The 23,982-nt window shown below is 74.9% G+C and carries 20 protein-coding genes; 11 read left to right on the top strand and 9 right to left on the bottom strand.

The annotated features are described in order from the left end of the window. Positions 1-42: 42 nt before the first annotated feature. From ACPCUX_RS16230 to ACPCUX_RS16215, 4 genes are all read left to right on the top strand, one after another. On the top strand, positions 43-1,449 hold the full coding sequence (locus tag ACPCUX_RS16230; protein ID WP_157446661.1) for a polysaccharide deacetylase family protein: 1,407 nt from the start codon (positions 43-45) through the stop codon (positions 1,447-1,449). 82 nt (positions 1,450-1,531) lie between these two features. Further along, the gene (gene xseA, locus ACPCUX_RS16225; protein WP_423389169.1) at positions 1,532-2,860 is read left to right on the top strand and encodes an exodeoxyribonuclease VII large subunit; all 1,329 of its coding nucleotides are present in this window, start codon (positions 1,532-1,534) and stop codon (positions 2,858-2,860) included. A 58-nt stretch (positions 2,861-2,918) separates the two neighbouring features. Beyond that, complete coding sequence (locus ACPCUX_RS16220; RefSeq protein ID WP_051028398.1) at positions 2,919-3,212, top strand: exodeoxyribonuclease VII small subunit; 294 nt, start codon at positions 2,919-2,921, stop codon at positions 3,210-3,212. Beyond that, complete coding sequence (locus tag ACPCUX_RS16215) at positions 3,209-4,171, top strand: carbohydrate kinase family protein (RefSeq protein WP_085388275.1); 963 nt, start codon at positions 3,209-3,211, stop codon at positions 4,169-4,171. The genes ACPCUX_RS16220 and ACPCUX_RS16215 overlap by 4 nt, the downstream gene beginning before the upstream one ends. Positions 4,172-4,291: 120 nt before the next feature. On the opposite strand, the gene ACPCUX_RS16210 is transcribed toward ACPCUX_RS16215, so the two are convergent. The 4 genes from ACPCUX_RS16210 to ACPCUX_RS16195 all read right to left on the bottom strand — a co-directional run bounded on the left by ACPCUX_RS16210 (position 4,292) and on the right by ACPCUX_RS16195 (position 8,823). Beyond that, positions 4,292-5,545: an ABC transporter ATP-binding protein gene (locus tag ACPCUX_RS16210; protein WP_021482413.1), complete on the bottom strand. Its 1,254-nt coding sequence runs from the start codon at positions 5,543-5,545 to the stop codon at positions 4,292-4,294. 91 nt (positions 5,546-5,636) lie between these two features. Further along, entirely contained in the window at positions 5,637-6,488 is an 852-nt protein-coding gene (locus ACPCUX_RS16205) for a carbohydrate ABC transporter permease (RefSeq protein WP_034651432.1), read from the bottom strand. Further along, on the bottom strand, positions 6,488-7,534 hold the full coding sequence (locus ACPCUX_RS16200) for a carbohydrate ABC transporter permease (RefSeq protein WP_085388276.1): 1,047 nt from the start codon (positions 7,532-7,534) through the stop codon (positions 6,488-6,490). The genes ACPCUX_RS16205 and ACPCUX_RS16200 overlap by 1 nt, the downstream gene beginning before the upstream one ends. After that, positions 7,531-8,823, bottom strand: a complete 1,293-nt coding sequence (locus tag ACPCUX_RS16195) for a sugar ABC transporter substrate-binding protein (RefSeq protein ID WP_423389168.1) — start codon at positions 8,821-8,823, stop codon at positions 7,531-7,533. Before ACPCUX_RS16195 ends, ACPCUX_RS16200 begins: the two co-directional genes overlap by 4 nt. 129 nt (positions 8,824-8,952) lie before the next feature. On the opposite strand from ACPCUX_RS16195, the gene ACPCUX_RS16190 reads away from it, so the two are divergent. Next, the gene (locus ACPCUX_RS16190; RefSeq protein WP_043659766.1) at positions 8,953-9,630 is read left to right on the top strand and encodes a carbonic anhydrase; all 678 of its coding nucleotides are present in this window, start codon (positions 8,953-8,955) and stop codon (positions 9,628-9,630) included. Between the two features lie 145 nt (positions 9,631-9,775). Continuing rightward, positions 9,776-11,221 (top strand): class II fumarate hydratase, encoded by a 1,446-nt coding sequence (locus tag ACPCUX_RS16185; protein ID WP_085388278.1) that lies wholly within the window; start codon positions 9,776-9,778, stop codon positions 11,219-11,221. 90 nt (positions 11,222-11,311) lie between these two features. Here ACPCUX_RS16185 and ACPCUX_RS16180 read toward each other — a convergent pair whose 3' ends face one another. Then, positions 11,312-11,800 (bottom strand): MarR family winged helix-turn-helix transcriptional regulator, encoded by a 489-nt coding sequence (locus tag ACPCUX_RS16180; RefSeq protein WP_085388279.1) that lies wholly within the window; start codon positions 11,798-11,800, stop codon positions 11,312-11,314. Between the two features lie 75 nt (positions 11,801-11,875). Between ACPCUX_RS16180 and ACPCUX_RS16175 the strand changes: the two genes are divergently transcribed. Next, positions 11,876-13,219: an FUSC family protein gene (locus ACPCUX_RS16175; protein WP_423389167.1), complete on the top strand. Its 1,344-nt coding sequence runs from the start codon at positions 11,876-11,878 to the stop codon at positions 13,217-13,219. 59 nt (positions 13,220-13,278) lie between these two features. Here the strand turns inward: ACPCUX_RS16175 and ACPCUX_RS16170 are convergent, their stop codons facing one another. The 3 genes from ACPCUX_RS16170 to ACPCUX_RS16160 all read right to left on the bottom strand — a co-directional run bounded on the left by ACPCUX_RS16170 (position 13,279) and on the right by ACPCUX_RS16160 (position 17,255). Continuing rightward, positions 13,279-14,655, bottom strand: coding sequence for a PhoH family protein (locus ACPCUX_RS16170; protein ID WP_423389166.1), 1,377 nt, complete (start codon positions 14,653-14,655; stop codon positions 13,279-13,281). 342 nt (positions 14,656-14,997) lie between these two features. Further along, the gene (locus ACPCUX_RS16165) at positions 14,998-16,638 is read right to left on the bottom strand and encodes a DHA2 family efflux MFS transporter permease subunit (RefSeq protein WP_423389165.1); all 1,641 of its coding nucleotides are present in this window, start codon (positions 16,636-16,638) and stop codon (positions 14,998-15,000) included. Further along, entirely contained in the window at positions 16,635-17,255 is a 621-nt protein-coding gene (locus ACPCUX_RS16160; RefSeq protein ID WP_423389164.1) for a PadR family transcriptional regulator, read from the bottom strand. Before ACPCUX_RS16160 ends, ACPCUX_RS16165 begins: the two co-directional genes overlap by 4 nt. Before the next feature lie 234 nt (positions 17,256-17,489). Between ACPCUX_RS16160 and ACPCUX_RS16155 the strand changes: the two genes are divergently transcribed. From ACPCUX_RS16155 to nhaA, 3 genes are all read left to right on the top strand, one after another. After that, positions 17,490-18,944 carry an amidase gene (locus ACPCUX_RS16155; protein ID WP_423389163.1) on the top strand — a complete coding sequence of 485 codons (1,455 nt, stop codon included), beginning with the start codon at positions 17,490-17,492 and terminating at the stop codon, positions 18,942-18,944. Continuing rightward, on the top strand, positions 18,941-19,495 hold the full coding sequence (locus ACPCUX_RS16150) for a DUF1697 domain-containing protein (protein WP_423389162.1): 555 nt from the start codon (positions 18,941-18,943) through the stop codon (positions 19,493-19,495). The genes ACPCUX_RS16155 and ACPCUX_RS16150 overlap by 4 nt, the downstream gene beginning before the upstream one ends. A 161-nt stretch (positions 19,496-19,656) precedes the next feature. Beyond that, a complete protein-coding gene (gene nhaA / locus ACPCUX_RS16145; RefSeq protein WP_085388284.1) occupies positions 19,657-20,973 on the top strand; it encodes a Na+/H+ antiporter NhaA in 1,317 nt (438 codons plus the stop codon). A 20-nt stretch (positions 20,974-20,993) separates the two neighbouring features. Here nhaA and ACPCUX_RS16140 read toward each other — a convergent pair whose 3' ends face one another. After that, on the bottom strand, positions 20,994-22,487 hold the full coding sequence (locus ACPCUX_RS16140; RefSeq protein ID WP_423389161.1) for a PHB depolymerase family esterase: 1,494 nt from the start codon (positions 22,485-22,487) through the stop codon (positions 20,994-20,996). 279 nt (positions 22,488-22,766) lie between these two features. On the opposite strand from ACPCUX_RS16140, the gene ACPCUX_RS16135 reads away from it, so the two are divergent. Beyond that, entirely contained in the window at positions 22,767-23,981 is a 1,215-nt protein-coding gene (locus tag ACPCUX_RS16135) for a substrate-binding domain-containing protein (protein WP_391514607.1), read from the top strand. Position 23,982: the final 1 nt, after the last annotated feature.

Below are 23,982 nucleotides of genomic sequence, written 5' to 3'. Positions count from 1 at the left end.
GCCGGGTCGACGTCCGTCCCGCCGCCCCCCAAGATCGAGGGCATGAGCGACGACCCGGGCGGCACGACGTCACCCGTGCCCGACGCGCACCGACGACGCCGCCGCGTGTGGTGGTGGCTCGTCCCGCTGCTGCTCGTCGTCGTCGCGGCGGCGGTCGTGGTCGTCGGGACGCTGGAGCACCGCGCGTGGGTCGCCGCCGTCGAGCGCTACGACGCCGAGGTCGCGCGCGTGACGCAGGACGCGACGGACGGGCGCGCGCGGGCCGAGGCGGCGTACCTCACGCGGCTCGTCCCGACGACCGCGGCGGAGGTCGCGAGCGCGGCGCTGCTCGCCGCGAGCGAGGGCCAGGTGGACGACCCGGCGGTCCGCGAGCCCCTGGCCGCCGCGCTCCAGGAGGCCACCACGCTCCGCACGACCCCGGTGACCTACCCGGAGGAGGACCGCACCGTGGACGCCCTGTCCCGCCCGAACCCGCTGCACCCGGGCTCGCGCCCCGCCGTCCACGTCGAGGTCGTGACCGGCTCCGAGCCCGCGGCGGACGCCCTGGACGAGGCCGCCACCGCCGTCGTCGAGGCGGCGGAGCCCGTCGCGACCGCGCAGCGGCAGTGGGCGTACGACGGTCTCGAGGCGGCGGCGACCGAGGGCCGGCCCGTCCTCACGGAGTCGGCCGGCCTCGTCACGGACGAGGGCACGCGCACGACGCTCGACGGGCTGCTGACGCAGGCGACGACGACGCTGGACGCCGGCCCGGGCGGCGCCCCGGTCGCCGAGACCGTGGCGCTGCGCGACGCGGTGCTCGCGGCGACGGAGGCCGTCTGGTCGGACCGGCTGGCGCTCCAGCTCGCCCAGCGGCGCGACCAGGCGCGGGCGACGGGCGTGGACTGCGCGGTCGAGCGGTGCGTGGCGCTCACGTTCGACGACGGGCCCGGGCCCGACACCGAGCGGCTCCTGCAGGTGCTCGCGGAGAAGCACGTCTCGGCCACGTTCTTCCTCGTCGGGAGCAACGTGGAGAAGCGGCCCGACGTCGTGCGCGACACGGCGGCCGCCGGCCACCTGCTCGCGAACCACACCTGGGACCACCCGCAGCTCACGACGCTCGACGACGACGCCGTCCGCGACGAGCTCGCGCGCACCCAGGCGGCGATCGAGAGCGCCGCGGGGGTCACCCCGACGCTCCTGCGGCCCCCGTACGGGGACGTCGACGACCGCGTGCGGTCGGTCGCGCTCCGCTCCGGGCTCCAGGTGGTGCTGTGGAACCTCGACACGCTCGACTGGAAGACGCGCGACGCCGCGGAGACGCGACGCCGCGCGGTGGAGGGCGCGCAACCGGGCAGCGTGGTGCTCATGCACGACATCCACGCCTCGACCGTCGACGCCGTGCCCGGGATCGTCGACGACCTGCGCGCGCAGGGCTACCGCCTCGTCACCGTCGACCTGCTCGCGCCCTGAGCGCTCGACCGGCGCGCCGGCCGGCGCGCTCGGTACCGCGGTGCGTTGGGTGGGCGTGGGTGGGGTGCGGCAGGCTGGTCCCGTGACCGCCTCCCTCCCGCTGCCCGACGACGCCCCGCGTCCGGGTGCCGCGCCCGCCGGTCCGGCGGCCCGCGGCCCCCTGCCGGCGCGCGCGCTCGAGACGAGCGCGGAGCACCCGTGGCCGGTCCGGCTCCTGTCGCGCAAGATCGAGCAGTACGTCGAGCGGATGGCGCCGGTCTGGGTCGAGGGCCAGGTCGTCCAGCTCAACCGGCGCCCGGGCACGTCGACGGCGTTCCTCACGCTGCGCGACACGGACCTCGACATGTCGCTCCCGGTGTCGGCCGCGTCCCGCGTGCTCCAGGGCACGCCGGTGGAGGAGGGCGCGCACGTCGTCGTGCACGCGAAGCCGGTGTTCTGGACGCGGCGCGGCACGCTCCAGCTCCAGGCGCGCGAGATCCGTCCCGTCGGCGTGGGCGAGCTGCTCGCGCGGATCGAGCACCTCAAGCGCGTGCTCGCGGCGGAGGGCCTGTTCGACGCCGACCGCAAGCGGCCGCTGCCGTTCCTCCCGGCCGTCGTCGGGCTGGTGTGCGGGCGCGAGTCCAAGGCGGAGCACGACGTCGTGGTCAACGCGCGCGCCCGCTGGCCCCAGGTCCGGTTCGAGATCCGCGAGGTGGCCGTCCAGGGCGCCCACGCGGTGCAGCAGGTGGGTGACGCGATCCGCGCGCTCGACGCCGACCCGGAGGTGGAGGTCATCGTCGTCGCGCGCGGCGGGGGCGCCGTCGAGGACCTCCTGCCCTTCTCGAACGAGGCGCTCGTGCGCGTCGCGGCGGCGTGCCGCACGCCGCTCGTGAGCGCGATCGGCCACGAGACCGACTGCCCGCTGCTCGACCTGGTCGCGGACTACCGCGCCTCGACCCCGACGGCGGCGGCCAAGCGGGTGGTGCCCGACGTGACGGAGGAGCGCGCCCGCGTCGCGCAGGGCCGTCAGCGCCTGCGCAGCGCGATCGCGGGGCGCGTGTCCCGCGAGCAGGCAGGGCTCGACGCGCTGCGGTCCCGGCCCGTGCTCGCCGACCCCGGGCGGATGCTCACCGACCGGCAGGAGCGGGTCGGGGCGCTGCGGGACCGGGCACGCCGGGCGCTCGACGCGCGGCTCGTGCGCGCGGCGGGCGAGGTCGGCCGGCTCGAGGCCCAGGTGCGGGCCCTGTCCCCGGCCTCGACGCTCGAGCGGGGGTACGCCGTCGTGCAGCGGGCCGACGGGCACGTGGTCCGCTCCCCCGCCGACGTCGCGACGGGCGACGCGGTGCGCGTGCGACTCGCGCGCGGCGCGCTGGACGCGGCGGTCACCGCCACGCACGACGACGGACCCGCTCCCGGCCGGGAGGCGTCGTGACGCGCGCGCGCCGGCCCTGGACCGCCCGCCGGACGACCGGTCGGGCCACGACGCACAGATGGGGTTGAATACTGCCGTGACTTCCTTTGACAACGCTGTCACGTCCGACGTGTCGACGCTCTCCTACGAGCAGGCGCGCGACGAGCTCGTGCAGGTCGTCGCCCGGCTGGAGGCCGGGGGCGAGCCGCTCGAGGACTCGCTCGCGCTCTGGGAGCGCGGCGAGGCGCTCGCCGCGCGCTGCCAGGAGTGGCTCGACGGCGCGCGCGCCCGCCTCGACGCCGCGCGCTCGCAGGACGACGCGACGGCACGCGGCACGACCGACCCCGACGACCCGACCGGAGACGACGCATGAGCACGAGCACGGACCCCGCCCAGCCCGCCGCCGCGGCGCCCACCGAGCACGTCCTCGTCGTCGGCGAGGCGCTCGTCGACGTCGTGCACCGCGCGGACGGCAGCGTCGCGGAGCACCCCGGTGGCAGCCTCGCGAACGTCGCGCTCACGCTCGGGCGGCTCGGGCGGGACGCCCGGCTCGCCACGTGGCTCGGGCAGGACGCGCACGGCGAGGCGGTGCGGGCATGGCTCGACGACTCCGCCGTGACCCTCACGCCCGGCAGCACCGACGCCCCCACGACGAGCGTCGCCACCGCGCACCTCGACGCGCACGGGGCGGCCACGTACGAGTTCGACCTGGAGTGGCGCGTCCCCGCGGGCACGGCTCCCGACGCCGGCACGCTCGCCGTGCACACGGGCTCCATCGCCGCGGTGCTGGAGCCCGGCGCGTCCGACGTCCGCGCGCTCGTCGCCGCGGCGCGCGACACCGCGGCGATCACGTACGACCCCAACGCCCGGCCCGCCCTCATGGGCGACCCCGCCGACGCGCGCACCCGCATCGAGGCGCTCGTCGCGCTCGCCGACGTGGTCAAGGTGAGCGACGAGGACGTGGCGTGGCTCGTGCCGGGCGCGAACCCGGTCGCCGTCGCGCGCAAGTGGCTCGCGCTCGGCCCGGCGCTCGTCGTCGTGACGTTCGGCGGCGAGGGCGCGGTCGCCGTCACCGCGGCGGGCGAGCAGCGCGTCACGGCCCCACGCGTCGAGGTCGTCGACACCGTCGGCGCGGGCGACTCGTTCATGGGCGCGCTCCTCGACGGGCTGTGGGAGGCCGGCCTGCTCGGCGCGGACCGGCGCGAGGCGCTGCGTGCGATCGACGCCACCGTGCTCGGCGACGTGCTGCGCCGCTGCGTCGCGGTCGCCGCCGTCACCGTCTCGCGCGCCGGGGCCAACCCGCCGCGACGCGCGGAGCTCGCCCTCGGCTGAGCCCGACCACGGCTCCGAGGCCGCGCCCACGAGCCCGGGCACGAGCCCGCCCAGAGCCCGGCCACGGGCCTGAGCACAAGTCGGCCGCCCGGGCACGAGCCCGGGCGGCCGAGACCTGCGTCAGACCTGCGCGTCCTGCTTCTGCGCCCGCTCCAGGGAGCGCTTGCGGTCCTCGACGTTCTCCTGCTCGATGCGCTCGGCCTCCGCGGTGTCGCGCGTGAGGTTCTCGCTCGTCTCCGGGTCGAAGATCATCATCTTCGTCGGGTCGAACCACAGGTCGGTCACGTCGCCGTCGCGCGCACGCGACGCCGAGTCGAGCGCCACGACGAACTGCGTGCGCACGCCCTCGCCGTCGAGCTCGCGGTCCAGCTCGTCGAGCTGCCCCTTCACGGACTCGTGCATCTCGAACGGGACGTAGGCGTAGAGCTCCGCGCCGAGCCACTCGGTGACGTCGATCTGCGCCTCGAACGTGTGGCCCCGGTCCTTCTTCGCCGGGTCGACGAGCCGCGCGTCCTCGAAGTGCTCGGGCCGCAGGCCGACGATCACCAGGCCCCGGTCGCCGACGGCCGTCGCGATGCTCTCCGGCATGTCGAACTCGCCGAACGGCAGCGTGATCTTCCCGCCCGAGACCTCGCCGGGCAGGAAGTTCATGGGCGGCGTGCCGATGAAGCCCGCGACGAACAGGTTGACCGGCTGCTCGTAGAGGCCGCGCGGGCTCGCGACCTGCTGGAGCACGCCGCGGCGCAGGACGGCGACGCGGTCACCGAGCGTCATGGCCTCGGTCTGGTCGTGGGTGACGTAGACGGTCGTCGTGCCGAGCCGGCGCTGCAGGCGCGCGATCTCGGTGCGGGTCTGCCCGCGCAGCTTGGCGTCGAGGTTCGACAGCGGCTCGTCGAACAGGAACGCCTTCGCGTCGCGCACGATCGCCCGGCCCATCGCGACGCGCTGCCGCTGACCGCCCGAGAGGTTCGCGGGCTTGCGGTCGAGGTGCTCGCGCAGGTCGAGCATGTCGGCCGCGCGCTCGACCTTCTCCCGGATCTCCTCCTCGCTGTGCTTGCCCTTCGCGAGGCGCAGCGGGAACGCGATGTTCTCCGCGACCGTGAGGTGCGGGTAGAGCGCGTAGTTCTGGAACACCATCGCGAGGTCGCGCTCGCGCGGCGCCTTCTCGTTGACGCGCACGCCGTCGATCTCGAGCTCGCCCGCCGTGATGTCCTCGAGCCCCACGATCATGCGCAGGACCGTCGACTTCCCCGAGCCGGACGGCCCGACGAGGATGACGAACTCGCCGTCCGCGATGTCGAGGTTGACGTTGTCCACGGCGAGGAAGCCGTCGCCGTAGCGCTTGACGATGTCCTTGAGGGTGATCGACGCCATCAGCTCTCTCCTCGGGTTCGGCGTGCGGCACGGTGCCCGGCGGACCGGGAGGGCGTGCGGTGGTGGACGGGGCGGGCCGGGGACGCGGTGCTCATCCCTTCACCGCCCCCTGGGTCAGGCCCGAGACGATCTGGCGCTGGAACAGCACGACGAGGATGACCACGGGGATGGTCACGACGACCGCGGCCGCGGAGATCGCGCCTGTCGGCTCCTCGAAGTACGACGCCCCGGTGAAGAACGCGAGCGCCGCCGGGACCGGTCGGGCCGCGCTCGTCGACGTGAGCGAGATGCCGTAGACGAAGTCGTTCCACGCGATGAAGAACGCGATGAGCGCGGTGGTGAACACGCCCGGCGCGGCGAGCGGGACGATCGCCTTGCGGAACGCCTGCCACGGCGTCGCGCCGTCGACCTGCGCGGCCTGCTCGAGCTCCCACGGGATCTGGCGGAAGAACGCCGCGAGCGTCCAGATGGAGATCGGGAGGGTGAGCGACAGGTACGGGATGATCAGGCCGAGCCAGGTGTCGTAGAGGCCGATGTTGCGCCAGAGGTTGAACAGCGGCGTGACGATCGACACGACGGGGAAGATCGACACGCCGAGCGCCGTGGTGAGGATGAGGCGCTTGCCCGGGAAGTCGAGGCGCGCGATCGCGTAGGCGCAGAGCGTGGCGAGCACGACGGCGATGACCGTCGCGATGAGCGAGATGCCGATCGAGTTGCGCAGCGCGGACAGGAACAGCTCCTGCGCGGACCCGCCGGACGCGAGGATCTGCTCGTAGTTGGCGGTGCTCCACTGCGGCGGCAGGAACGTCCCGGAGTTGATGTCGCTAGGCCCCTTGAAGCTCGTCATGAAGATCGACAGCACGGGGAACAGCGCCCCGACGAGCACGACGACCGTGATGACGGCCCACCAGATCTTGGCCTTGGTGCTGAGGACGCTGCCCATCACTTCTCCCCCCTCGCGCCGGCGAGATCCACCTTGAAGAGCTTGATCGCGATGAAGCAGATGAGCACGACGCACAGGAAGAGCAGCACCGAGATCGCCGAGCCCATGCCGATCTGGAGCTGGCCGATCGACGTGCGGTAGGCCAGCAGCGACAGCACCTCGGTGCCGTTCGCGCCGTTCGTCATGATGAAGACGTTGTCGAAGATGCGGAACGCGTCGAGCGCGCGGAACAGGACGGCCACCATGATCGCGGCCTTCATGTTCGGCACGATGACGCGGGTGAACCGCTGCCACGCGGTCGCGCCGTCGACCTTCGCGGCCTCCTCCAGGTCGCCCGGCACCTGCGCGAGGCCGGCGAGGAGCAGGAGCGAGATGAACGGGGTCGTCTTCCAGACCTCGGACGCGATGATGACGAACAGGCTCGTGCCCTGCTGCGCGAACCAGTTGAGGTCGGGCCCGACGCCCGGCACCCAGTCGAACCAGTGGTTGACGTACCCGGACGTGATGTCGAACGCGTAGAACCACGCGAACGCCGAGACGACCGTGATGATGCCGTAGGGCACGAGGATCGCGGTGCGCAGGAGCCCGCGCAGGCGCTTGATCGCGCGGTGCATGACGAGCGCGAGGGCGAAGCCCAGGATCAGCTCGATCACGACCGTGACGACCGTGATGAAGAGCGTGACCCCGAGGTCCCGCCACCACACGGAGTCCGTGAGGATCACGACGTAGTTGTTGAGCCCGACGAACGACCGGTCGTCCGGCGCGGTGAGCTTGTAGTTGAAGAGCGAGTCGTAGACGGCCTGGAGGATCGGGTACAGCGTCACGGCGAGCATGACGACGAACGCCGGCCCGGCGAGGTACCAGCCGAGGCGGGCCTCGGCCCGCGAGCGGTCGCTGCGTGCGGCCTTGGCGGCGGCGTCCGGCGCGCCGCGCGACCCCGACCGGGGAGCGGCCGCGCCGCGCGGCGGGGCGTCGTCGGTCGCCGTCGACGGCGTGGTGGCGTGCCGGCCGCGGGGTGCGGGCTCGGTCGGGGGTCCGGCGTTCACAGGAGTCGCTCCCCTCGCAGGACGGCGCTGATGAACTCGGTGGACTCCTGCGGCGTCGTGTCGGGGTCGACCGACGCGGGCGGGTACCACGTCTGCTGGAGGCCCGTGGAGACCTCGTTGTAGAACGGCGTCTGGGGCCGCGGCGCCGCCTGGTCGAGCGAGTCGCGGATGACGTCGTACATCGGGAACGCCTTCTGGACGTCCGGGTCGTCGTAGGCCTTGATGCTCGCGGCCGGGTTGCCGTTGGTGACGAAGTACTCGGCCTGGTTCTCGGGGCTCACGATGCACTGGGCCGCCTCGTAGGCGAGGTCGGTGTGCTTGCCGAACGCGCCGATGCCGAGCGAGATGCCGCCGTAGGGCGGACGGGCGTCCTCGCCCTCCGTCGTGCGCGGGTACAGCGCCCAGCCGATGTCGTCGAGGAGCGCCTGGTCGAGCGACCCGGCCTCGACGGCGCTCTGGGTGGACGACCAGACGAACGGCCAGTTCACCATGAACGACCCGCGGTCCCCCTGGAACTTGGTGAGCGACGCCGGCTCGTCCTCGCTCGGCAGGCCCGGCCCACCGACGCCCGAGGTGCCGATGCCCCCGATGATCTCTGCGGCGGCCTTGCCCGCGTCCGTGTCCAGACCGAGCTTCACCTCGTCGGCCGGGGCCTCGGGGTTGTCGATGATGTGGCCGCCCGCGCCCTCGACGAGCGCGTTGATCCACACCGTGAGCGACTCGGCCTTGGCGCCCTGGACGGCCAGGAGCTTGTCCTGGTCCTGGGCCGCCTGCATGATCTGCTCCCACGTGACGGGCTGCGACATGTCGAGCCCGGCGGCCTCGGCCACGGACTTGCGGTACCAGAGGAGCTGCGTGTTCGCCCAGAACGGGATGGCGACCAGCTCGTCCTTCCACGTCGAGGCGTCGATCGCGCCCTGCACCACGTCCTGCGTCGTCGCCTGCGCGACGTCGTCGGGCACGGGCGCCAGGAAGTCCGCCTCGGCGAACTCGGCGATGAACACCGGGTCGAGGCTCATGATGTCGATCGACGAGTCCTTCGCCGCGAGGCGGCGGGCGAGCTGCTCGCGCTGCGACGCGGCGTCGCGCGGCAGCAGCTCGGTCGTGATGCGGTACGCGCCCCCGGCGGCCTCGGTGCAGGCCGCCGCGATGTCGGCCTGGCCCCCGTTGTCCGGGTTGATGTACCACGTGAGCTCCGGCGTCCCGTCGTCGCCCGGGCCGCACGCGGCGAGCGGCGCCACGAGCCCCGCGGCGACCAGGACGGCGAGCGCTCGGGTGCGTCGGCGCACGTCAGCTCCCCTCGGTCGCGCTTCCCCGAGTACCGGGGGTGTCACCCTCCATGGATACCGCCCCCGGGCGCGGCCCGCCATGCGAACGGGCACGCGGAGCACGCCCCGACCTGCGCGATGATGGGAGCCATGACCTCTCCCGCCCCCGCACAGCCGGTCCGTTCGCTCACCCCCGCCGAGGCGTGGGCGACGCTGCGGACCGGGAACGACCGCTTCGTCGCCGACGCCCCGCTGCACCCGTCGCAGGGCGCGGACCGACGACGCGAGACGTCGGCCGCGCAGCACCCGCACACGGTCCTGTTCGGCTGCTCCGACTCCCGCGTCGCGGCGGAGATCATCTTCGACCAGGGCCTGGGCGACATGTTCGTCGTCCGCACGGCGGGGCACGTGGTGGACACCACGGTGCTCGGCTCGATCGAGTACGGCGTCGAGGTGCTGTCCGCGCCGCTCGTCGTGGTGCTCGGGCACGACTCGTGCGGTGCCGTGGGCGCGGCGGTCGAGACCCTGCGGACGGGCGCGCAGGCGAACGGGTTCGTCCGGGCCGTCGTCGACCGCGTCATCCCCTCCGTGGCGAAGATCACGGGCGCCGGGAACGGCACGCTGGAGAACCTCGACCCCGCCGTGCTCCGCCGCGAGCACGTGCGCAACACGGTCGACATGCTGCACTCCTACTCGGCCGGCCTCGCCGCGGCCGTCGCCGAGGGCCGCTGCGCGATCGTCGGCGTCGAGTACGACTTCGCCGAGGGCCGCGCGCACCTGGTCGACGTCGTGGGCGACGTCGGCGAGCAGCCCCGCGCCGACGCCTGACCCCACGGCCGGGGCTGGCCCGGCGGTCCCGGCGCGGTCGTCCCCGGGCGGCGCCCGCCGACCCGCGCACGACCCTCCCCGCGGCCCGCGTGACCTCGCTCACGCGGGTTGCGGGCGCCGGCGCGCGGTGCGGCAGGATGGCCCCATGACTGCATCTCCCGAGGCTCCCGGCGCCGCCGCCGGCGCGGCCGCACCGACGACCGAGTACCGCATCGAGCACGACACCATGGGCGAGGTGCGCGTGCCCGCGCAGGCCCTCTACCGCGCGCAGACGCAGCGCGCGGTGGAGAACTTCCCCATCTCGGGCACCCCGCTCGAGCGCGGCCACATCGAGGCGCTCGCCCGCGTGAAGAAGGCCGCGGCCCGCGCGAACGCGGAGCTCGGCGTGCTCGACGAAGACGTCGCCGCCGCCATCGTCGCCGCGGCCGACGAGGTCGCGTCGGGCGCGCACGACGCGCACTTCCCGGTGGACGTCTACCAGACGGGGTCCGGGACGTCGTCGAACATGAACACGAACGAGGTCCTCGCGACGCTCGCGACGCGCTCGCTCGGGCGCGACGTGCACCCGAACGACCACGTCAACGCGTCGCAGTCGTCGAACGACGTGTTCCCCACGTCGGTGCACGTCGCCGCGACGGCCGGGGTCGTGCGCGACCTGGTGCCCGCGCTGGGCCACCTCGCCGAGGCGCTCGAGGCGAAGTCCGCCGAGTTCGCGACGGTCGTGAAGTCGGGCCGCACGCACCTCATGGACGCCACGCCCGTGACGCTCGGCCAGGAGTTCGGCGGGTACGCCGCCGCGATCCGCTACGGCGTCGAGCGCCTGGAGTCGGCGCTCCCCCGCGCCGCGGAGGTCCCGCTCGGCGGCACCGCCGTCGGCACCGGCATCAACACGCCCGCCGGGTTCCCCCAGCGCGTCATCGCGCTGCTGGTCGAGGACACGGGTCTGCCCCTCACGGAGGCGCGCGACCACTTCGAGGCGCAGTCCTCGCGCGACGGCCTCGTCGAGCTCTCGGGCGCGCTGCGCACGATCGCCGTCTCGCTCACCAAGATCTGCAACGACCTGCGCTGGATGGGCTCGGGCCCGAACACGGGCCTCGGCGAGATCTTCATCCCGGACCTGCAGCCGGGCAGCTCGATCATGCCCGGCAAGGTCAACCCCGTCGTGCCCGAGGCCGTGCTCATGGTCGCCGCGCGCGTGATCGGCAACGACGCGACCGTCGCGTGGGCCGGCGCGTCGGGCTCGTTCGAGCTCAACGTGCAGATCCCCGTCATCGCGCAGGGCGTCCTCGAGTCGATCCGCCTCCTCGCGAACGCGTCGCGCGTCCTCGCGGACAAGACCGTCGCGGGCATCACGGCGAACGTCGAGCGCGCCCTCGCGCTGGCCGAGTCGTCGCCGTCGATCGTCACGCCGCTCAACCGCGTCATCGGCTACGAGGCGGCGGCGAAGGTCGCGAAGCACTCCGTCAAGGAGGGCCTCACCGTCCGCCAGGCCGTGATCGACCTGGGCTTCGTCGAGCGCGGCGAGGTCACCGAGGCGCAGCTCGACGAGGCGCTCGACGTCCTGTCGATGACGCGCCCGCCGCAGGCCTGAGCGTCCGCGACCCGGGTCCACGGAGGCCGGGCGGAGCGGGTCGTCCCGCTCCGCCCGGCCTCCGTCGTCCCCGGGTCGTGCGGGAGGACGTCAGTAGTCGACGGGGTCGAGGCGGCGCAGCACGACGGCGAGCAGGCGCGCGAGCTCGGCGCGCTCGGCCTCGTCGAGATCGACGAGCGCCGCGCGCTCCCGGTCGAGCTGCTGCGGGAAGACCTCGTCGACGAGCGTCGTACCGGCGTCGGTGAGCGCGACGAGGACGCCGCGCCGGTCGCGCTCGGCGACGGTGCGCTCGACGAGACCGGCGCGCTCGAGCCGGTCGAGGCGCTTGGTGATCGACGCGCCGGGGGCGCCGGTCATCGTCGTGACCTCGCCCGCGCGCAGCGGTCGCCCGGCGCGGCGCAGCGCCGCGAGCACGTCGAACTCCGCGCGCGAGACGTCGTGCCGTGCCGCGGAGCGCTCCAGCGCCGCCTCGAGCAGCGCCGCGACGCGACGCAGCCGCGCCCCGACCGCCGACGTCGCGGTGTCGAGGTCCGGCCGCTGCTCAGCCCACTCCGCGCGCACGCGGTCGACGTAGTCCACGGACCCAGGATAGGGCGCGTCTCACACTCTTTCACTGGTGAAACATATCGGAATCACCGCTAGGCTGATCCGTCGATGCCCCTCTCCTCCCCCGCCCGCCCGGCGCTCGCGCCCGTGCGCGCCGCCGCCCAGGACGTCCTCGACCCCGCCCACCTCCGCGCCGCCCTGCGCGTGAGCCCCGCCGACGCGACGGTCGCCGCCGCGCTGCGCTGCGGCGCCGCGGTCGCGCTCGCGATCGCCGTCCCGGGCCTGCTCGGGCGCCCCGGCCTCGCGGCGTTCGCGTCGCTCGGCGCGCTCACGTCGCTCTACGGCCGGTACGACCCGTACCGGCGTCGGGCCACGCTCCTCTCGACCGTCGGCACGCTCATGACCGGCACGATCGCGGCCTTCACGCTCCTCGCCGCGGCGGGCACGCCCGCGCTCGTCACGACCGCCGCCGTCGCGCTCCTCGCCGCCGGGGCCACGGCCTTCTGCCTCCTCGTCCGCACGGGCCCGCCCGGCGCGACGATCGTCGTCTTCGCCGCGGGCGCGGGCCTCGCGGGCGCGCCGACGCTCGCCGACGTCGCCCCGCGCGCGCTCGCGGCCGCGTTCGGCGCGCTCCTCGCGGGGCTCGTGTGCACGGCCGGCGTGCTCGTCCGCCCGACGGCGCCCGCGCGCCTCGCCGTCCGCCGCGCCGCCGACGCCGTGCGCGCCGCCGAACGACCCGGGGCCGCGCGGCACGCCGCGCACGCTGCCCGGGGTGCCGTCGCCCGGGCGCGCGACGTCCTCGCGGACGACGCCTCCTGGTGGCGGACGCGGCCCGCCGTCCCCGCGCTCGCCGCAGAGCTCGACGCCGTCGAGGAGGCGCTCGACGCGAGCGGCGTGCCGCGCGGGGACACCGGCCCGGCGGTCCGCACGACACTGCGCGCCCAGGCGCGGTCCCGGGTCGCAGGACCCTGGCGGCTCCCGACCGTGCGCGTCGGCGTCGCCGGGCTCGTCGCCGGTGCGGTCGCCGCCGTCGCCGGCCTCGGGCACGCGGCGTGGGCGACCATGGGCTCGACCGCGGTGCTCCAGGGCGAGTCGGCGCGCCACGCCGTCGTACGGGCGCTGCAGCGCGGGGCCGGCACGGTCGCGGGCGCGCTCCTCGCCTGGCCGCTGCTCGCCGCGCCGCTCGGGTTCTGGGGGACGGCCGCCGTCGTCGTCGTGCTCCAGACCGCCACCGAGACGATCGTGGGGCGCCACTACGGGCTCGCGATGCTCACCATCACGCCCATGGCGCTGCTCATGACCTCGCTCGCGCACCCCGCCGTCCCGTCGGCGCTCGCGCTCGACCGCGCGCTCGACACGGTCCTGGGCGCCGTCGTCGGCGTCCTCGCGGTGGTCCTCGTCCACCCGCGGACCCGCCGCCGCGCGAGCGAGACCCCCGGTCCGCCGAGGTAGAGGCCTGGCACCGCGAGGTAGAGGCCTGGTCATGACCAGGCCTCTACCTCGGCGGCAGGTCAGACCTCTATCGACTCCAGCATCTCCGTGACGAGCGCCGCCACGGGCGACCGCTCGGAGCGCGTGAGCGTGACGTGCGCGAACAGCGGGTGGCCCTTGAGCGCCTCGATGACCGCGGCGACGCCGTCGTGCCGGCCCACGCGCAGGTTGTCGCGCTGCGCGACGTCGTGCGTGAGGACGACGCGCGACGACTGCCCGATGCGGGACAGCACCGTGAGCAGGACGTTGCGCTCGAGCGACTGCGCCTCGTCGACGATGACGAACGCGTCGTGCAGCGAGCGCCCGCGGATGTGCGTGAGCGGGAGCACCTCGAGCATCTCGCGGTCGATGACCTCGTCGAGCACCTGCGGCGAGACGAGCGCCCCGAGGGTGTCGTAGACGGCCTGCGCCCACGGGTTCATCTTCTCGGCCTCGGAGCCGGGCAGGTAGCCGAGCTCCTGGCCCCCGACGGCGTAGAGCGGCCGGAACACCATGACCTTGCGGTGCTGCCGGCGCTCCATGACGGCCTCCAGCCCGGCGCACAGCGCGAGGGCCGACTTGCCGGTCCCGGCCCGCCCGCCGAGCGAGACGATCCCCACGCTCTCGTCGAGCAGCAGGTCGATCGCGACGCGCTGCTCCGCGGAGCGCCCGTGCAGCCCGAACACCTCGCGGTCGCCGCGCACGAGCTGCACGTGCTTGTCCGCGGTGACGCGCCCGAGGGCGGACCCGCGCGGCGAGTGCACGACGAGACCCGTGTGGCAGTGCAGCGGGCCGGCCGCCTCGACGACCGCCGGGTCCAGACTGGTGAGCTCGACCGACTCGTGCTCCCAGAGCGCCGCCGCCTCCGCGTCGGTGAACGAGATCTCGCCCATGCCGGTCCAGCCCGAGTTGACGGCGAGCTCGTGCCGGTACTCCTCGGCCCGCAGGCCCACGGCCGACGCCTTGACCCGCATCGGCAGGTCCTTCGACACGACCGTGACGTCGTGGCCCTCGGCCGCGAGGTTCGCCGCGACGGAGAGGATCCGGGTGTCGTTGTCCCCCAGCCGGAACCCGGCCGGCAGCACGCCCGGGTCGGTGTGGTTGAGCTCCACGCGCAGCGTCCCGCCGACGTCGCCGACGGGGATCGGGGCGTCGAGCCGGCCGTGCTTGACCCGCAGGTCGTCGAGCATGCGCAGCGCGCTGCGCGCGAAGTACCCGAGCTCGGCGTGGTGGCGCTTGGCCTCCAGCTCGGTGATGACGACGACCGGGAGGACCACGTCGTGCTCGGCGAACCGCCCGATGGCGCGCGGGTCGCTCAGCAGGACCGACGTGTCGACGACGAACGTGCGGCGCGCGCCGTCCGGTGCGTCGTCCTGCGGTGTGGGTGAGGTACCGGGGGTGGGTGAGGAATGGACCACGAGGGCTCCCCTCCGGCGCACGCGCGCCGTTCTCTCTCTGGGCGAGGCGGGCGACCGGCCGTCGGGCCGTGGGTGCCACGGCTCAGCAGCGCCGGTGCCGGCCCTCCTGAGCGGAGCGTGAACCCCATCGGCTGGCCTCCCGGAGGACGGCGAAGGTGCCGCCCGTCTCCTCGAAACTACGCCCGTGTGATTCGGGTCACCACCCCCGACACGCCTCCGCGCGAGGTTTAACCCCCCGTTCACGCGGAGGCCGCACCCGCGGGCCGCGCGAGATCGACCCGAGCGTCCGAGACCGGCCCTCCGGGGGCCGGCGTCGTGACGGTCGGGTCGATCCCGGACAGGTCAGTGCTCGACGTGCTTCGGCGCCATCGCGATCGCGGCGACGAACCCGAGCACGAGCACCACGGCCGTGACCGCGAGCGTCTGCCCGACGGCGGTCGCGAAGCCCTGGTGGAACGCGGTGGTCGCGGCGTCCGTGACCTGGCGCGCGACGTCGTCGGGCACCCCCGGCGGGAGGTCGAACGACCCGCCCTGGCCCCCCTGGAGCGAACCCGCGTTCGCGAACCCGTCGACGAACTGCTGGCGGAACTGCTCGGGCAGGGACGCGGCCGCGTCCCGCGCGGCCGCGGGGAGGGTCACCGCGAGGCGCGCGGTGAGCGTCGCGACGATCGCCGCCGACCCGATCACGCCGCCCACCTGGCGCGTCGTGTTGAAGGCGCCCGCGCCCGCCCCGGCGGTGCGGTGGTCGAGGCCCGACGTCGCGAGGTTCGCGAGCGGCGAGAAGACGCACCCGGTGCCGATGCCGAACAGCGTCATGGGGAGCACGATCGTCACCACCGACACGCCCGGCCCGACGACCGCCGCGAGCCAGCCGATCGCGACCGCGAGGACGCCGAACCCCGTCGCGACGACCCACTTCGCGGGCACGCGATCGGACAGGCGGCCGGCGAGCGGCGCGACGATCCCCGACACGAGCGAGCCCGGCAGGTTGACCAGCGCGGCGTGCAGCGGCGACAGGCCGAGGGTCGACTGGAGGAAGATCGTCAGCGGGAAGAAGATGCCGATCATCGCGAACGACACGGACATGCCTGCGACGTTCGCGAGCGAGAAGTTGCGCGAGCGGAAGAGCCGCAGCGGCAGCAGCGCGTCGTCGCCGAGCCGGCGCTGCCACAGCACGAACGCGGCCAGCACGAGCAGGCCGACGCCGATCACGCCCCACACCGTGACCGGCCCGGTGATCGTGCCCCAGTCGTACGTCTGGCCCTCCTGGAGCCCGAAGACGACCGCGAAGAGCCCGACGACGGACAGCACGACGCCGACCACGTCGAACGAGCGCTTGTTCGTCGCGAGCCGCGGGAGCCGCACCAGGGCGAGCCAGAGCGCGACGACCCCGACCGGGACGTTGACGAAGAAGATCCACTCCCAGCCCCACGACTCGACGAACAGCCCGCCGAGCAGCGGGCCGGCGATCGTCGCGACGCCCGCCGTCGCGCCCCACAGCCCCATGGCCGCGCCGCGCTGCCGCGGCGGGAACACGCGCGTGATCATGGCCATCGTCTGCGGCGTCATGAGCGCCGCGCCGACGCCCTGGACCACGCGGGCGGCGATGAGCATCCCGATCGAGCCCGACAGCCCGCACCACGCGGACGCGAGCGTGAACACCGCCAGGCCGACGACGAACACCGGCTTGGGCCCGTACCGGTCGCCCAGGCGACCCGCGAGCAGAAGCAGCACCGCGTACGAGAGCAGGTAGGCGCTGTTCACCCAGCCGACCGCGACCAGCGACGCGTCGAGCTCGCGCTGGAGCGTGGGGACCGCGATGTTCACGATCGTGGTGTCGACCATGATCATGAAGAAGCCGAGGATGAGCGGCGGCAGGATGCTCCAGGCGCTGCGGCCGTGGAGGTCGACGAGGGGCACGACGCGCGAGCCGGCCTCGGCGGGTGCCGGGGCCGGGCCGGTGCCCGGGGCGGGAGTGGTCACGAGGACTCCTGAGGTGAGGTCGTGCGGGAGAGGCGGAACGCGGGCCCGGGCTCCTCGGTCCAGCTCAGCGCGCCGGACGTGACGTCCGCGACGGTCGCGTCGAGCCAGGCGATCTCGGCCTGGGTCTGGTGGAGCTCGAAGTGGGCGTCGAGCAGGTAGCGGCGGGGCAGGCCGCGCGCGACCACGTCGTCGAGGCGCTCGCGCACCCCGTCGATCGCGGCCGCGAGCGCCGCGCGACGCTCGCGGAGCAGCGCGAGGGCGTCCTCGCGCGGGAGGTCGTGCACGAGCGCGAGCCCGACCGGGAAGGCGGGGTACTCGCGCGGCGTCTCGCGGACGAGGTCGCGCGTGCGGGCGTCGTGCGCGGCGACGCCGGCCGGGGTGATGGCGTAGAGCGTCCGCTCGGGCCGGTTGCCGTCCCGGTCGACGCCCGCGCGCTCGACGAGGCCGTCCCGCTCGAGGCGGTCCACCGCGTGGTAGACGGCGCCGGGGTTGAGCCGCACGAGGCGGTCGTCGCGCCGCTTGCGCAGGCGCACGAGCATCTCGTACGGGTGCATGGGCTGCTCGAGCAGCACGGCGAGCACGAGGGTCGCCGTGGGGCTGAGGCGCGGGGAGGTCACGGCAATCTCCGGGACGGGGTGGAGGGGTGGCCGGCCGGCGGGTGGGGAGCTCGGGCCCGGCTGGAATATTCCGGTTGGAATATACGCCCGTGCCCCGGCCGGTGTCGACCGCCGAGGCCGCGGTGCGCGCGGCGTCGTCGAGGTCACGCCCGCGGGGGACGCGCGGGCGGGTCGCGTGGCGGGATCGCGCGGCGGGGTCGCGCGGGCGCGACGGCGCGCGTAGGTTCGCGAGCCATGAGCGCCCCCGAGCTCCTCGACCTCGACGCGACCGCGCTCGCCGGCGCCCTGCGCGCCGGCGACGTCTCCCCCGTCGAGGTCCTCGACGCGACGCTCGACGCCGCCGCCGGGGTCGGTGCCGCCGTCGGCGCCTTCACCGTGCTCACCCCGGACCTCGCGCGCACGCAGGCCCTCGCCGCGCAGGACGCGCTCGTGGCGGCGCGGCGCGACGGCCGGGCCGGTCCCCACGACGCCCTCCCGCCGTTCCTCGGCGTCCCCTGCCCCGTCAAGGACCTCACGATGGTCGAGGGCGTGCCGATGCGCGCGGGCTCGGCCGCGATCGACCCGTTCCCCGCCCCGTACGACGACGGCGTCGTGACGCTCCTGCGGCGCGCCGGCACGGTGATGGTCGGCAAGACCTCGACCCCGGAGCTCGGCCTCCCCTGCTACACGGAGCCCGACGTCGGCCCGACCGCCCGCACCCCGTGGGACCTCGCGCGGTCCGCGGGCGGGTCGAGCGGGGGCGCGGCCGCCGCGGTCGCGGCGCGCGTCGTCCCCGTCGCGCACGGGAGCGACGGCGGCGGCTCGCTGCGCATCCCCGCGAGCGCGTGCGGGCTCGTCGGCCTCAAGCCGTCGCGCGGGCTCGTGAGCCCGGGCCCGTACGGGGTCGACGGCGCGGGGCTCGCGACGCACGGCGTCCTCACCCGGTCGGTCCGCGACACCGCCGCGTTCCTCGACGTGCTCGCGCGCCCCTGGCCCGGCGACACCTTCACCGCGCGGCTCGGCGCCGCGGCGGACGGGCGACGGCTCCGCGTCGGGCTGCTGCTGGAGCCCGTGATCGCCGCCGACGCCCCCGTGCACCCGGCGTGCGCCGACGCGGCCCGCGCGGCGGCGGAGCTCCTCGTCCGGCTCGGGCACGACGTCGTCGAGATCCCGCCCCCGTTCGGGGCCGAGCGCTGGGACGCGTTCGCGGCGCTGTGGTCCGTCGGGGCGCTCCAGGCGCCCGTCCCGCCGGAGCGCGAGCACCTGCTCGTGCCGCTCACGCGGTGGCTGCGCGAGCGCGGGCGCGCGGTGAGCGGGCTCGCGTACGCGACGGCGCTCGCGGGCGTGCAGCAGCTCACCCGCGAGGTCGCCGCCGCGCGGTCGGGCGTCGACGTCGTGCTCTCCCCCACGCTCGCGCAGCCGCCCGCGCTCGTCGGCAGCCAGCGCGCCGACGACGACCCGGCCGCCGACTTCGCCGCGCAGACGGCGTTCACGCCCTGGACGAGCGTCTGGAACCTCACGGGGCGGCCCGCGGTCTCCCTCCCGCTCGGCGAGGCGCGCGTCGCCGACCCCGACGGGTCGTCCGCGACCGTCCCCGTCGGGGTCATGCTCGGTGCGGACCACGGCGACGACGCCCTGCTGCTGACCCTCGCGGCGCGCCTCGAGGAGGCCGCGCCGTGGTCCCACCGTCGCCCGGGGACGTCGTCGTGACGGTGTACGCCTGCCTGCTGTTCGCCGTGAACGTGGGCGGGCGGAAGGTCCCGTCGACCGCGCTGCGGGACCTCGCGGGCGAGCTGGGGCTCGCGCACGCCCGCACGGTCGTGAACAGCGGGAACCTCGTCGTCGGGCCGGGGTCGTCCGGCGCGTCGTCGCCCGCGGACGTCGCGGGCCTCCTGCACGACGGCGTCGCCGAGCGGTTCGGCGTCGACGCCGCCGTGGCCGTGCTCACGACCGAGCGCCTCCGGAAGATCGTGCGCGGGAACCCGCTGCCCGACGACGCCGCCGACCGCCCGGCCGGGCTGCTGGTCCACGTGGGCGAGGAGCCCGTCGACCCGGACGCCGCCGCCGCGCTCGGGCCGCGCCTGACGACCGAGCGCGCCGTCGTCGCGAACGGCGTCCTCTACGTCGCCTACCCCGACGGCGTCGGTCGGTCGAGGCTGACGGCGGCCGTCCTCGCGAAGGCGGCCGGGACCCCGCTGACGGGCCGGAACTGGAGAACGACGACGCGCCTCCTCGCGCTCGCCGAGGACACCCCGCCCTGACGCGCGCGGCGGGACGAGCGCCAGGAGACTGGACCGCGAGCCGGACACGTCGACCGCGAGGGGTGCGCAGCCCCGTAGGATCGTGGGCGGTGTGCCGGGAAGTCTGGTCGGCCACGGTCCGCGACGCGGCCGTGCGACACGACAGCGACCCCGGGAGCACGATGACCCACGCCGCCCTGCCCTCCGGCCCCTCGGCCACCCCGCCGACCGACCGCCCCTCCCCCGGTGCACGCCTGCGCCGCTGGGTCGGGCGCGAGACGACGGGCGGCGCCCTGCTCATCGGCGCGGCGCTGCTCGCGCTGGTCTGGGCCAACTCGCCCTGGCGCGAGTCCTACCTGACGCTGTCGAGCACCGTCGTCGGCCCGTCCTCCCCGCTGCACCTCGACCTGACGCTGTCGACGTGGGCGGCCGACGGCCTGCTCGCGATCTTCTTCTTCGTCGTCGGCGTCGAGCTCAAGCAGGAGTTCGTCGCGGGCAGCCTGCGCAACCCGAGGCAGGCGGGCGTCCCGGTGCTCGCGGCGATGGGCGGCATGACGGTGCCGGCCCTGATCTTCGTCGCCGTCCTGCTGACCACGGGCGACCCGGGCGCGCTGCACGGGTGGGCGATCCCCACGGCGACGGACATCGCGTTCGCGCTCGGCGTGCTCGCCGTCTTCGGCCGTGGGCTCCCCGTCGCGATCCGTACGTTCCTGCTCACGCTCGCGGTCGTCGACGACCTGCTCGCGATCGTCGTCATCGCGATCTTCTACACGGCGGAGCTGCGGTGGGGCTACCTCGGGCTCGCGCTGCTCGCCGTCGCGCTCTACGCCGTCCTCGTGCGCGCTCGCCGCACCCGCTGGTGGCTCCTGCTGCCCGTCGCGGTGGTCGCCTGGGCGTTCATGCACGAGTCGGGCGTCCACGCCACGATCGCCGGCGTCCTGCTCGGCTTCACCGTCCCGGCGCTCGCGGTGCACGGGGAGCGCGAGTCGCGCACGCAGCGCTTCGAGCACACGGTGCGCCCGCTCTCGCAGGGCGTCGCGCTGCCGGTCTTCGCGTTCTTCGCGGCCGGCGTCTCGATCGTGGGCGGCGAGACGCCCGTCGGGGAGGTGCTGACGCAGCCCGTCGTGCTCGCCATCGTCCTCGGCCTCGTCGTCGGCAAGCTCGTGGGCGTGCTCGGGGTCACGGCGCTCGTCACGCGCTTCACGCCGCTGCGGCTCGCGGCCGGCATCGGGGTGCGCGACCTCCTGCCCGTCGGGTTCCTCGCGGGCATCGGCTTCACCGTCTCGCTCCTCATCGCGGAGCTGTCGTTCCCCGACGCCGAGCACACCGACGGCGCGAAGATCGCGATCCTCGCGGCGTCCACGATCGCCGCGGTGCTGGCCGCGCTCGCGCTGCGCTGGGACGCCCGCCGGGCCCGCTCGAACGACATGAACCGCGACGACCTCCCGGACGACGTCACCGACTTCATCGGTGACCCGAAGGACCGCCTGGAGCACTAGCCCGAGCGGGCCCGCCCTGCTCAGCAGGCGGCGGCGACCTCGAACCGGCCGGGCGCGGCCTCGCGCAGCGTCGTGACCGTCGCGTCTCCCTGCCCGAGGTACGCGAGCGAGCCGACCGCGTAGTACGGGTTGTAGGGGTTCACGCCGTAGGAGATCGCGCGCCCCGCGGCCCGGTGCTGCGCGTTCGTCGCGGTGCCGCACCACGGCCCGGTCGGCGCCTGCACCGTCACCGTGACCTGCGCGGTCGACGCGTTCCCCGCCGTGTCGACCGCGCGGGCCGTGAGCACGTGGGAGCCGGCCGCGAGCGCCGTCGTGTCCCAGTCGAACCCGTACGGGGCGGTGCGCAGCGTCGCGAGCGCCGCGCCGTCGACGCTCAGCTCGACGCGGTCGACCGCGCGGTCGTCGGACGCCGCGACCCCCACGCGGACCGTCCCCGAGACGGCGGCGCCCGCGGAGGGCGCGGTGATCGCGACCGTCGGCGCCGTGACGTCCGGGTCGGGGCCCGGGCCCGGGTCGCGGTCGACGCGCCGGTTGCTCGCGAACAGGAAGTCGGTGAGGTAGGCCGGGTAGTCGATGCTGTTCGTCGACACGTAGGACCCTCCGGGGCCGCCGCCCGCGGGCCACGCGTGCGCGAGCCCGGTGTTCTGGACCAGCGAGACGCGTGGGCCGGCGGCGTCGGACCAGAGCGTCCCGGTGCCCGCGCGGTTCGTGCCCGCGAGCCCGGCGAGCGAGAACGACGACGTGGTCCCGGCCCCGTAGAGGTCGGCCATGACCTGGGCGTTGAGCGTCCCGTACCCGGTCGCGACCGTCGTGTCGGCGCTGCCGAAGACGACGGACGTCACCTGCGAGCCGAAGTCCGCCGCGTGCGTCCCCGCGAAGGTCCGGCACGTCGAGCGCGCCTGCGCGAGCGTCGTCGCGACGCTCCCGATCTGGCCCGACGTCGTCCCGACCGTCGGCCCTGCCGCGATCCCCACGCCCGCGAACACGTCGGGCGCGAGGCAGCCCATGACCATCGCCTGGCCGCCGCCGGACGACAGGCCGCTCACGTAGACCTGGTCCGGGTCGATGCCGAGCGAGGCGTCCGCGAGCAGGGTCGAGACGAGGTCGAGCAGGTTGTCGTCGTGCCGCGCGGGGTTCGTGCGGCTGTGGTTGGTGTCGTAGTAGTCCCAGCAGCCGAGCAGGACGCCGCCGTTCGGCGCGGCGGGGACCGCGACGACCATGCCGTGCTCGTCGGCGGTCGCGGTCCAGTTGCCGCCGTTCTTGAGCACCTGCGACGTCTGGACGCACCCGTGCAGGGAGACCATGAGCGCCCGACCGCCGGGGAGCGCGGGCGCCGTCGACGGCCGGTAGAGCTCGACCGTCATCCCGCCGGCGGTGCGCTGGGACCACGACCCGGCGGCCGTGGCCGGTGCGGTGACGAGCGGGGCGAGCACGACCGCGAGCGCCGCGCCGAGGGCGAGCGCGACGGCGCTCCGGCGGGCGCGGACGCGCTGTCTGAGGGAGTGCCTGACCATCTGAACCTCCACGTCGAGGTCGGGTCGCCGTCGGCGCTTCGCGCACCGTGGCGCGCACCGTCGCGCGCCGGACCCGGGCGAGCCGGACGTTACGTGTGACCTGAATCACCTGTCAATATCAGAGCACCCCCCCGACGGGCTCGCAGCACCGCGCGCGACTGTCCCGCCCGACGCGGGTTGACACCGCGCCGCCCGGGGATCCATGATTCCCGCAACCTGAATCGCCTCTCATGTTCGAGCGGCGCTCCCCCTCAGGACCACCCAACGAAGGGCGAAGTCATGCGGACGAAGAAGTCCCAGCGGTCGGCGCTCGCCGTCGCCGCGCTCGCGGCCGCGAGCCTCGCGCTCGCCGCCTGCGCGCCGACCGACGCGAGCGGCGGCGGCAGCACCGGAGGCGAGAGCAGCACGAGCGCCGACCCGGTCGACGTCGGCATCATCTACTCCAAGACCGGGCCGCTCGCGGCCTACGGCGAGGCCTACTACGAGGGCTTCCAGGCCGGTCTCGACTACGCGACCGACGGCACGGGCGAGGTTGACGGCCGCCCGGTGAACGTGACGTTCCACGACGACGGCGGCGACCCCGACAAGGCGGTCGGGCAGGCCAAGGACCTCATCGGCAAGGGCTACCAGATCCTCGGCGGCACGGTCGTGTCCGGCGTGGCGCTCAAGCTCGCCGAGCAGGCCGAGCAGAACAAGGTGCTCTACATCTCCGGGCCCGCCGCGGTCGACGCGCTCACGGGCATCAACGACTACACGTTCCGCTCGGGGCGCCAGTCGCTCCAGGACGTGGCGACCGCCGGCACGTTCGTGGACCCGGACGGTGCGAAGGTCGTCGTGTTCGCCCAGGACAACGCGTTCGGCCAGGGCAACCTCGCCGCGGTCGAGGCCGTCCTCGGCGCGCAGGGCGCCGAGGTGACGAGCGTGCTCGTGCCGGAGGACGCGACGGAATTCACGCCGTTCGCGCACCAGATCGTCGACGCCGCGCCCGACCTCGTGTTCGTCGCGTGGGCCGGGGCGACGTCGGGCGCGATGTGGCAGGGCCTCGACCAGCAGGGCGTCCTCGACGCGACCACGGTCGTCACCGGGCTCGGCGACGTCGCGACCTACGGCGCGTACGGCGCCGCGGCGAGCAAGGTCGACTTCCTCAACCACTACTTCCCCGGCGCCGCGGGCACCGAGGTCGAGGCCGCGATGCTCGCGTCCGTCGAGGAGGCCGGGAAGCAGGCCGACCTCTTCACGCCCGACGGCTTCGTCGCCGCGCAGATGATCGTCCACGCGATCGCCGAGGGCGGCGACGACGTCGACGCCATGGTCGACGCGCTCGAGGGCTGGAGCTTCGACGGCCCCAAGGGCACGACGACGGTCCGCGCGTCGGACCACGCGCTCGTCCAGCCGATGTACCAGGTGAAGCTCGTGGCCGAGGGCGACGGCTGGGTCCCCGAGCTCGTCGCCGAGGTGCCGGGCGACGACGTCGCGCCGGCCGAGGCGGGCTGAC

The sequence above is a fragment of the Cellulosimicrobium sp. AB352 genome (assembly GCF_049538415.1).
Lineage (GTDB): Bacteria > Actinomycetota > Actinomycetes > Actinomycetales > Cellulomonadaceae > Cellulosimicrobium > Cellulosimicrobium funkei.
This window is presented reverse-complemented; position numbering and strand designations above follow the sequence as displayed.

Excerpts from the sequence above, each read along its gene's own strand:
- ACPCUX_RS16230 (WP_157446661.1), top strand. The coding sequence starts at position 43 with ATGAGCGACGACCCGGGCGGCACGACGTCACCCGTGCCCGACGCGCAC.
- ACPCUX_RS16220 (WP_051028398.1), top strand. The coding sequence starts at position 2,919 with ATGGGGTTGAATACTGCCGTGACTTCCTTTGACAACGCTGTCACGTCC.
- ACPCUX_RS16215 (WP_085388275.1), top strand. The coding sequence starts at position 3,209 with ATGAGCACGAGCACGGACCCCGCCCAGCCCGCCGCCGCGGCGCCCACC.
- ACPCUX_RS16210 (WP_021482413.1), bottom strand. The coding sequence starts at position 5,545 with ATGGCGTCGATCACCCTCAAGGACATCGTCAAGCGCTACGGCGACGGC.
- ACPCUX_RS16205 (WP_034651432.1), bottom strand. The coding sequence starts at position 6,488 with ATGGGCAGCGTCCTCAGCACCAAGGCCAAGATCTGGTGGGCCGTCATC.
- ACPCUX_RS16190 (WP_043659766.1), top strand. The coding sequence starts at position 8,953 with ATGACCTCTCCCGCCCCCGCACAGCCGGTCCGTTCGCTCACCCCCGCC.
- ACPCUX_RS16185 (WP_085388278.1), top strand. The coding sequence starts at position 9,776 with ATGACTGCATCTCCCGAGGCTCCCGGCGCCGCCGCCGGCGCGGCCGCA.
- ACPCUX_RS16175 (WP_423389167.1), top strand. The coding sequence starts at position 11,876 with ATGCCCCTCTCCTCCCCCGCCCGCCCGGCGCTCGCGCCCGTGCGCGCC.
- ACPCUX_RS16155 (WP_423389163.1), top strand. The coding sequence starts at position 17,490 with ATGAGCGCCCCCGAGCTCCTCGACCTCGACGCGACCGCGCTCGCCGGC.
- nhaA (WP_085388284.1), top strand. The coding sequence starts at position 19,657 with ATGACCCACGCCGCCCTGCCCTCCGGCCCCTCGGCCACCCCGCCGACC.
- ACPCUX_RS16140 (WP_423389161.1), bottom strand. The coding sequence starts at position 22,487 with ATGGTCAGGCACTCCCTCAGACAGCGCGTCCGCGCCCGCCGGAGCGCC.
- ACPCUX_RS16135 (WP_391514607.1), top strand. The coding sequence starts at position 22,767 with ATGCGGACGAAGAAGTCCCAGCGGTCGGCGCTCGCCGTCGCCGCGCTC.